This window comes from Mesorhizobium sp. M7A.F.Ca.US.014.04.1.1 (assembly GCF_003998745.1).
Classification (GTDB): Bacteria; Pseudomonadota; Alphaproteobacteria; order Rhizobiales; family Rhizobiaceae; genus Mesorhizobium; species Mesorhizobium ciceri.
In genome coordinates this window covers 1-8744 of sequence record NZ_RZRW01000226.1, presented here as the reverse complement: position 1 = coordinate 8744, position 8744 = coordinate 1, and the positions used below count along the sequence as shown (strand labels likewise).

At 62.8% G+C, this 8744-nt stretch carries 9 protein-coding genes and 1 tRNA gene; 8 read left to right on the top strand and 2 right to left on the bottom strand.

Going from position 1 to position 8744, the window contains the following annotated elements; all coding sequences use genetic code 11:
• Positions 1–152: 152 nt before the first annotated feature.
• On the top strand, positions 153–542 hold the full coding sequence (locus tag EOA22_RS16610) for a TIGR02300 family protein (RefSeq protein ID WP_013528180.1): 390 nt from the start codon (positions 153–155) through the stop codon (positions 540–542).
• Positions 543–714: 172 nt separating this feature from the next.
• Positions 715–790, top strand: a tRNA-Ala gene (locus tag EOA22_RS16605).
• Between the two features lie 192 nt (positions 791–982).
• On the opposite strand, the gene dgoD is transcribed toward EOA22_RS16605, so the two are convergent.
• Both dgoD and EOA22_RS16595 read right to left on the bottom strand, forming a co-directional pair.
• Positions 983–2131 carry a galactonate dehydratase gene (dgoD, locus tag EOA22_RS16600; protein WP_024501895.1) on the bottom strand — a complete coding sequence of 383 codons (1149 nt, stop codon included), beginning with the start codon at positions 2129–2131 and terminating at the stop codon, positions 983–985.
• Between the two features lie 8 nt (positions 2132–2139).
• A complete protein-coding gene (locus tag EOA22_RS16595; RefSeq protein ID WP_050596413.1) occupies positions 2140–2829 on the bottom strand; it encodes a FadR/GntR family transcriptional regulator in 690 nt (229 codons plus the stop codon).
• 257 nt (positions 2830–3086) lie between these two features.
• Here EOA22_RS16595 and EOA22_RS16590 point away from each other — a divergent pair, with 257 nt between their 5' ends.
• The 6 genes from EOA22_RS16590 to EOA22_RS16565 form a co-directional block, all read left to right on the top strand.
• The gene (locus EOA22_RS16590) at positions 3087–4076 is read left to right on the top strand and encodes an arabinose ABC transporter substrate-binding protein (protein ID WP_024501894.1); all 990 of its coding nucleotides are present in this window, start codon (positions 3087–3089) and stop codon (positions 4074–4076) included.
• Between the two features lie 70 nt (positions 4077–4146).
• Positions 4147–5658: an L-arabinose ABC transporter ATP-binding protein AraG gene (araG, locus tag EOA22_RS16585; RefSeq protein WP_027164219.1), complete on the top strand. Its 1512-nt coding sequence runs from the start codon at positions 4147–4149 to the stop codon at positions 5656–5658.
• 11 nt (positions 5659–5669) lie between these two features.
• Complete coding sequence (araH, locus tag EOA22_RS16580; RefSeq protein ID WP_063169847.1) at positions 5670–6620, top strand: L-arabinose ABC transporter permease AraH; 951 nt, start codon at positions 5670–5672, stop codon at positions 6618–6620.
• Positions 6621–6633: 13 nt separating this feature from the next.
• The gene (locus EOA22_RS16575) at positions 6634–7524 is read left to right on the top strand and encodes an aldose 1-epimerase (protein ID WP_063169848.1); all 891 of its coding nucleotides are present in this window, start codon (positions 6634–6636) and stop codon (positions 7522–7524) included.
• The gene (locus EOA22_RS16570) at positions 7517–8296 is read left to right on the top strand and encodes an SDR family oxidoreductase (protein WP_063169849.1); all 780 of its coding nucleotides are present in this window, start codon (positions 7517–7519) and stop codon (positions 8294–8296) included. Before EOA22_RS16575 ends, EOA22_RS16570 begins: the two co-directional genes overlap by 8 nt.
• 14 nt (positions 8297–8310) lie before the next feature.
• The coding region (locus EOA22_RS16565; RefSeq protein WP_206521290.1) for a dihydroxy-acid dehydratase at positions 8311–8744 on the top strand (434 nt) is incomplete at its 3' end.

Genomic DNA, 8744 nt, shown 5'->3' with positions numbered 1-8744 from the left:
GTCTCGTACCACGGTGGGCCGAAATGGTCATCCCCATGGTCGTCACTTCACGCGAGGCCTTTCAATGCATGGTTTTGTGACGCCGGCTTTTCGCTTTGACAGCGCTGCAAACTGTGGTTAAGGGGACCACTCTTTTATTGACGAGGCTTGCCGTGGCAAAAACCGAACTTGGCACAAAACGTATCGACCCGGAGACGGGCCGAAAATTCTACGACCTGAACAAGGACCCGATCGTCTCGCCCTACACCGGCAAGACCTATCCGCGTTCCTATTTCGAGGAAGGCAAGATTGCCGCTCTCGAGGAGGAAGAGGAAGTGGCCGAGAAGGAAGTGGACGCCGAGGAAGAAGAAGGCGTTGAGGTCGTCTCGCTCGAAGAGGCCGACGAGGACGTCAAGGGCGACGACCTGCCGGATCTTGGCGACGATGAGGACGACGTCGATCTCGGCGACGACGAGGACGACACCTTCCTCGCCGACGAAGAGGAAGAAGATGACGACGTTGCCGACATGATCGGCGTTGGCGACGACGACGACGAGGTCTGATCGGCCTTGAAAGCGGGCGTTTGCGGGCTTTCGTGGTCTGTGAAGAAAAAGCGGCTCTCGAAGGCTTGATATCTGAGAAAGGCGGGGTTAGAAGCCGCCTGCACTAACGGCGCGGTCTCCAACCCGCGCCGGATCTCTTCGCCGGAAACGGCGCCGGTTGACTGCCGGAAGTGGGGCCATAGCTCAGTTGGGAGAGCGCTTGAATGGCATTCAAGAGGTCGTCGGTTCGATCCCGATTGGCTCCACCAAACAGTCCCTCTGCAATTCGCAGCCGATGAATGTGCCGCACTGCGGTCATCTGCGTTTGATGGTCAATTTGACAACGCCGCTGAAAGCCCCTCGATCAAACCGAACGAACGAGCCATTTCTCGAGAGCAACTGCTCGCCGGACAAAGTCTTCATTATTCCTGGAGTGCTTGAAGTCTGAAAGCCAGCCCGGATCACCACTCGGCGAAGGAACCGTCCTTGTGGCGCCAGATCGGGTTGCGCCAGCGGTGGCCTTCCCTGGCGCGTTCCTTGACATAATCCTCGTCGATCTCGACACCCAGGCCCGGGCCGTCGGGAATGGCGACATAACCATCCTCGTAGCGGAAGACATCCTTGTTGGCGGCATAGTCGAGCAGGTCGTTGGCGGCGTTGTAGTGGATGCCGAGGCTCTGCTCCTGGATGAAGCAGTTGTAGCTGACCGCGTCGAGCTGCAGGCACGCGGCAAGCGCGATCGGCCCGAGCGGGCAATGCGGCGCGACCGCGACATCATAGGCTTCCGCCATCGCCGCGATCTTGCGGCATTCTGTGATGCCGCCGGCATGCGACAGGTCGGGCTGGATGATGTCGACGACGCCTTCCTCGAACACGGACTTGAAGTCCCAGCGGCTATAGAGCCGCTCTCCGAGCGCGATCGGTGTCGAGCCAAGCGCGGCGATCTCCTTCAGCGCCTCGCGGTTTTCGCTGAGCACCGGCTCCTCGATGAACATCAGCCTATAGGGTTCGAGTTCCTTGACGAGCGCACGCGCCATCGGCCGGTGCACGCGGCCATGAAAATCGACAGCGATGCCGATGTTGGGCCCGACGGCCTCGCGCACCATGGCGACGCGTTCGACAGCGGCGTCGATCTTGTCATGGCTGTCGACGATCTGCAGTTCTTCGGTACCGTTCATCTTGAGCGCCAGGAAACCGCGCGCAACCATTTCCCTGGCGCCGGCCGCGACCTCCGCCGGGCGGTCGCCGCCGATCCAGGAATAGACCTTGATCGAGTCGCGCAGCTTGCCGCCGAGCAGTTCGTGCACGGGCACGCCGAGCGCCTTGCCCTTGATGTCCCACAGTGCCTGGTCGATGCCGGCAATGGCGCTCATCAGGATCGGGCCGCCGCGGTAGAAACCGCCGCGGTGCATCACCGTCCAGTGGTCCTCGATCAGGCGCGGATCCTTGCCGATGAGATAATCGCCAAGCTCCTTGACCGCCGCCTCGACGGTCAGCGCCCGGCCTTCGACCACCGGCTCGCCCCAGCCGGTGACGCCGGCATCGGTTTCGATCTTCAGGAACAGCCAGCGCGGCGGAACGATGTAGGTGGTGAGCGAGATGATTTTCATGCGCAGTCTCAGTTGCTCTTGAGTTTCTTGGCGCTGACGAGGTCGCGCGCCGCGAGGTCGAGGATCTTGTTTGCCGCGCCACGCGCGGCATCGGCATTGCGCATACGCAGCGCCTCGACCACCTCGCGGTGCGCCGCCACGGCCTCCATGCGCCGGTCGAGCGAAATCACCGCCGTCGCCTCCAGCGAGAATTTCAGCCCGGTGTCGATGAGATTGCCGATCTGGCGAAAGATCGGGTTATGGCTCGCGGCATAGACGATCTGGTGGAAAGCGATGTCACTGCGCGAGAAGGCGGCGAGATCCTCGCCGGCGCCGGCCATGCCGCGCCAGGTGGCTTCGAGATCGGCGATTTCCTGCAGCGTCGCGCGCGTGGCGGCGAGTTCGGCAACCAGCGGCTCGATGGCCCGGCGAGTCTCAAGAATGGCGTCGAAGAGCTTGTCGTCCAGTGCATGCGGCGCGTGCCAGGCCAGCACCTGCGGGTCGATGATGTTCCAGTCGTCCTCGTTGCAGACGATCGTGCCGACGCGTGGCCGCGACAGCACCAGCCCTTTTGCCGCCAACACTTTCAGGGCCTCACGGATGACGGTGCGGCTGACGCTGTATTCGACGCCGAGCTCGTTTTCGGTCGGCAGTGAGGAGCCGGCCGGATAGCGCCCGGAAAAGATGTCCGAGGCAATCGCCTTGGTCACGTCGGGCATAACGCGCGGGCGGCGAGTGGCTGTGTCGCCTTGCGGTTTCTTCAAAGTCCCGGTCACCTCAGCCCTCCTCCAAGGCGGCGAACCGCTGGTTTCGCACAACCGGTCCGGCCTTAACGGATGCGGATCAATTGCGCCAGCGATCGCTGGTCAGAGCATGTACATTAATTATCATACCAGATCAATTGACGAGTATGATAAAAGCGATTAGAGACTCCGGCATCCGGGCTGAGCGCCCGGTCTATCGCTGGGAGGTAATCATGCGACTTTTGAAGACCGCGCTCGTCGCGGGCGCGCTTGCCGTGCTGTCCGTCACGACCATCGCTGCATATGCTCAGGACACCAAGATCGGCTTCATCGTCAAACAGCCCGAGGAGCCGTGGTTCCAGGACGAATGGAAGTTTGCTGATCAGGCCGCCAAGGAAAAGGGCTTTACCCTGGTCAAGATCGGCGCCGAAGACGGTGAGAAGCTGATGTCGGCCATCGACAATCTCGGCGCCCAGGGCGCGCAGGGTTTCATCGTCTGCACGCCCGACGTGAAGCTCGGCCCCGGCATCGTCGCCAAGGCCGCCGCCAACAATCTCAAGCTGATGACTGTCGATGACCGCCTGGTCGGCGCCGACGGCAAGGCGCTGGAAGACGTGCCGCATATGGGCATCTCGGCAACCAAGATCGGCGAGGCGGTCGGCCAGGCGATCGTCGACGAGATGAAGGCGCGCGGCTGGAAGGCCGACGAGGTCGGCGCCATCCGCGTCTCCTATGACCAACTGCCGACCGCCGTCGACCGCGTCGAAGGCGCCATCTCGGTGCTCAAGGCAAACGGCTTCAAGGCCGAGAACATTTTTGACGCCCCTCAGGCCAAGACCGATACGGAAGCTGCCCTCAATGCGGCGACCGTCGTGCTCAACGCCCATGCCGAGATCAAGAAGTGGGTTTCTTTCGGCCTCAACGACGAAGCGGTGCTGGGTGCGGTGCGTGCCTCCGAAAGCGTCGGCATCCCCGCTGATAGCGTGATCGGCGTTGGCATTGGCGGCGCGGATTCGGCGATCAACGAGTTCAAGAAGCCGACGGCCACCGGCTTCGTCGGCACCGTGATCATCTCGCCGAAGCGTCATGGCTACGAAACGGCGCTCAACATGTATGACTGGGTTGCCAGCAACAAGGAGCCGGAGAAGCTGATCCTGACTTCCGGTGCACTCGCCAAGCGCGACGACTACCAGAAGGTCCGCCAGGGCCTCGGCATCGAATAATCCTCCCTGTACAAACAGGCGGCGGCTCATCCCGCCGCCTGTTTGCCATTCCACAAGAGGATCGCTGCCCGTGTCCTTTCTCGACTTCTCGCACATCACCAAGACCTATCCGGGCGTCAAAGCGCTGTCGGACGTCTCGTTCGGCGTCGACAAAGGCGCCGTGCATGGGCTGATGGGCGAGAACGGCGCCGGCAAATCCACCCTGATCAAGATACTGTCCGGCGACCAGCATGCCGATCAGGGCGAGATCCGCATCGACGGCAGGGTTCAGGCCTATACGTCGACCCGGGATGCCTTCGACAATGGCGTCATCGTCATTCATCAGGAACTGCAGCTGGTTCCTGAACTCACCGTTGCCGAAAATCTCAGCCTCGGTCGTTTCCCTGCCAACGCCGGCATCATCGCCGGCCGCCGGATGCTGGACGACGTCGGCGCCAAGCTGAAATCGGCCGGCATCGACATCGACATGCGCCGCAAGGTCAAGACGCTGTCCATCGGCGAACGCCAGATGGTCGAGATCGCCAAGGCGATCATGCTCGACGCACGCGTTATCGCGCTGGACGAACCGACCTCGTCGCTGTCCTCGCGCGAAAGCGAAATCCTGTTTGCCCTGATCGACCGCCTGCGCGGCGAGGGCAAGGTCATCATCTACGTCTCGCACAGGCTCGACGAAGTGTTCCGGCTCTGCGACAGCCTGACCGTGCTGCGCGACGGCAAGCTGGCGGCGCACCATGCGTCGCTGAAAGGCGTCACCCGCGACCAGGTCGTCGCCGAAATGGTCGGCCGCGAGATTTCGGATATCTGGGGTTTTCGCGCACGAAAAACGGGCGATGTCCGCCTGAAGGTCGACGCTCTCAGCGGCCCCAAACTGAAGACGCCGGCCAGTTTCGAGGCGAGGGCAGGCGAGATCGTCGGCTTCTTCGGCCTGATCGGCGCCGGGCGCTCGGAACTGATGCGTCTGGTCTATGGCGCCGATCCGCGCTCGGGCGGCACCATCACCGTCGATGGCAAGCTGGTCCCTGCCACCGATCCGCGTGGTACGATCCGGGCCGGCATCGTGCTGTGTTCGGAGGATCGCAAGCATGACGGCATCATCCAGGGCCGCTCGGTCGAGGAGAACATCAACATCTCGTCGCGGCGCCATCACACGCGCTTCGGCGTGTTGAACCGCGCCAGCGAGATCGCCACCGCCGAAACCTTCATCAAGAAGCTCAAGGTGCGCACGCCGTCGCGCAAGCAGGACATCATCAACCTCTCCGGCGGCAACCAGCAGAAGGTCATTCTTGGCCGCTGGCTGTCCGAACAAGGGGTGCGGGTTCTCATTGTCGACGAGCCGACGCGCGGCATCGACGTCGGTGCCAAATCGGAAATCTATGAACTGCTCTACCAGCTTGCGCAGGACGGCATGGCGATCGTTGTCGTCTCGTCCGAACTGCCGGAGGTGATGGGCATCTGCGATCGCATTCTGGTGATGTGCGGCGGCCGCGTCAGCGCCGAGCTCACCCGCGACCAGTTCGCCGAAAGGGCGATCCTGGCCGCCGCTCTCCCCGATCAGAAAACCCCCGACGCGATCGCATCTTGAGGACTTTTGGCATGACCGACCAGTTGAAAAAAATCCTGCTCGGCGAACAGGGCCTCGTCGTCATCTTTGTCGTCGCCTTCGCGCTGGTCTCGGCTCTGGTGCCGAATTTCCTCACCGACCGCAATATGCTCGGCCTGCTGCAGTCGGTGGTCACCGTCGGTATCGTCGCCTGCACCATGATGTTCTGCCTTGCCGCACGCGACTTCGACCTGTCGGTCGGCTCCATCGTCGCCTTTGCCGGCATGGTCGCTGTGATGGCGTCGAATTACACCGGCTCGATCCTGCTTGGCCTCTTGGCGGCAATTGCCAGCGGCGCCTTCGTCGGCTTCATCAATGGCGTCGTCATCGCCAAATTCCGCATCAACGCGCTGATCACGACGCTGGCCACCATGCAGATCGTGCGCGGGTTTGCGCTGATTGCGTCCGACGGCCGCGCCGTCGGCATCAACAGCCCGGATTTCTACCAGCTCGCGCTGTCCAAACTGCTCGGCATTCCGACGCCGGTCTGGGTGCTCGCCATCCTGTTTTTCATCTTCGGCTTCGTCCTCAACCGCACCGTCTTCGGCAAGAACACATTGGCCATCGGCGGCAATCCGGAGGCTTCGCGCCTTGCCGGCGTCAATGTCGACCGGACGCGCATCTGGATTTTTGCGCTGCAAGGCGTCGTCTGCGGCATCGCCGGCATCCTGCTGGCGTCGCGCATCACCTCGGGCCAGCCCAACGCGGCGGTCGGACTGGAACTCTCGGTCATCTCGGCCTGCGTGCTCGGCGGCGTCTCGCTTGCCGGCGGCCGCGCCACCATGTCGGGCGTCATCGTCGGCGTGCTGATCATGGGCATCGCCGAGAACGCCATGAACCTGCTCAACATCCCGGCCTTTTACCAGTACATCGTGCGCGGCGTTATTTTGCTGCTGGCCGTGCTGCTCGACAATCTGCGCTCGTCGGCTTTGGGCCGGCGTTGACTCGGGGCAGGGCATGTCGGCTGGAATACTACTGGAAAGCAATCGGCTGTGCGTCGAGATCAGCCCCTCTGGCAGCGCAATCGTCAACGGCCATACGGCCGACGGGGTGCCATTCCTGCGTCCCTACCAAGGCGAGGCCGAGTTCGACGTTGTGCACTGCGCTTGCTTTCCGATGGTGCCGATCGGCAATCGCGTCGAGGGCAATGCGTTTTCCTGCGGCGGTCAAAACTTCACGCTGGCGCCCAACACGACTGATCCTTTCTATATTCACGGTGACGGCTGGCAGGCGAACTGGAAGGTCGAGGAGCATCGCGTCGACCGCCTCCATTTGGCCTTCGATCATCCGCGCGGCGTCGACTCGCCCTATGTCTACCATGCGCGACAGTCGTTCCGGCTCGCCGGCGCGCGGCTGGAACTCCGGCTTGCCGTCGAAAATACCGGCGTCATTCCACTGCCATTCGGCCTCGGTTTCCATCCATTCTTTCCGCGCACGCCGCGGACGACCTTGTTTGCGCCGGCCGAAACCTGGTGGACAGAGCGCGACGGGCACCTTCCAGCGTCCAGGAGCGCCATTGCCGCCGATGTCGATTTCTCAACGCCGCGCCATTTGCCCGACCGTTGGCTGAACAATGGCTTCGAAGGGTGGAGCGGCATCGCGCGCATCATCTGGCCGGAGCACTGTCTGGGGATCGACATCGAGGCGGACGCGGAGCTCGACCGCTACATGCTCTTTGCGCCGGACACGGACCGAAGCTTCTTCTGCCTGGAGCCGATGAGCCATACCCCAAATGCGTTGAAGCATTTCGATGCCGACCCAATGGGGATCAAGGTACTTTCCCCCGGCGAGGTTCTCAGAGCAAGATTCGCAATGACCGTCTTCGACTGGAGCGACAACCATGGCTGAGCGCCTTTCCGGCAAACGCATCTTCCTGACCGGCGCCGCGCAAGGCATCGGGCTGGCGATCGCCGAGGCCTGCCTTGCCGAAGGCGCAAGACTGTTCCTGGTCGACCGCGACGGCGCACTGCTGGACAAGACCGTCGCGGGCCTCGCCGTGCCGCGCGGCCATGTCGGGCATGCGGCAGCCGACATCAGCGACGGTGCCGCAATTGCCGCTGCCGTCAGCCAAGCGGCCGCCGAGATCGGCCCCATAAACGCGCTGATCAACAATGCCGGGATCAATGTGTTCTCGACGCCGCTCGAGGCGACCGAGGAGGAATGGAACCGCAACTTCGACGTCAACGTCAAGGGCGCTTGGAATTGCAGCAAGGCGGTGTTGCCGGGCATGATCGCGAGCGGCGGCGGCGCCATCCTCAACATCGCCTCGACGCACAGCTTCACCATCATCCCACACACCTTTCCCTATCCGGTCGCCAAGCACGCGCTGCTCGGCCTGACCAAATCGCTGGCGCTCGAATATGCGGCGCAAGGGGTGCGCGTGAACGCGCTGGCGCCCGGCTATGTCGAAACCCAGAAGGCGATTGACTACTGGAACAGCTTTGCCGATCCGGCCACAGCACGCGCCAACACCATGGCGCTACATCCTGGCGGCCGCATCGCCACGGCGCGCGAGATTGCGCTGGCTGCGGTGTTCATGATTTCCGACGAGTGCCCGTTCATGAATGCGGCCACGCTCGTCGTAGATGGTGGGCTGAGCCAGCTCCAGCATCCAGCCTGAATTCCGGGAAAACCATGACCAAGAGACGATCGCAGCACTGGTTCGGCGGGCAGGGCAAGGACGCCTTCATTCACCGCAGCTGGATGAAGAACAACGGCCTGCCCGACGATGCCTTCGACGGCCGCCCGGTGATCGGCATCTGCAACACCTTCTCCGAATTCACGCCTTGCCACGTGCATTTCCGTGGCCTGATCGAGCACATCAAGGCGGGCGTGCTGGAAGCCGGCGGCCTGCCGCTGGAATTCCCGGTCTTCTCCTGCGGCGAATCCAATCTGCGCCCGACGGCGATGCTGTTCCGCAATCTCGCCTCGATGGATGTCGAGGAAGCGATCCGCGGCAATCCGATGGACGGTGTCGTGCTGATGGCAGGCTGCGACAAGACCACCCCGTCGCTGGTCATGGGCGCGGCCTCCTGCGACCTGCCGTCGCTCGTCATTTCCGGCGGTCC

Bases quoted from the DNA above. Each gene is read 5' to 3' on its own strand.
- dgoD (WP_024501895.1), bottom strand. From the start codon at position 2,131: ATGAAAATCATCTCGCTCACCACCTACATCGTTCCGCCGCGCTGGCTG.
- EOA22_RS16595 (WP_050596413.1), bottom strand. From the start codon at position 2,829: ATGCCCGACGTGACCAAGGCGATTGCCTCGGACATCTTTTCCGGGCGC.
- EOA22_RS16590 (WP_024501894.1), top strand. From the start codon at position 3,087: ATGCGACTTTTGAAGACCGCGCTCGTCGCGGGCGCGCTTGCCGTGCTG.
- araH (WP_063169847.1), top strand. From the start codon at position 5,670: ATGACCGACCAGTTGAAAAAAATCCTGCTCGGCGAACAGGGCCTCGTC.
- EOA22_RS16575 (WP_063169848.1), top strand. From the start codon at position 6,634: ATGTCGGCTGGAATACTACTGGAAAGCAATCGGCTGTGCGTCGAGATC.
- EOA22_RS16570 (WP_063169849.1), top strand. From the start codon at position 7,517: ATGGCTGAGCGCCTTTCCGGCAAACGCATCTTCCTGACCGGCGCCGCG.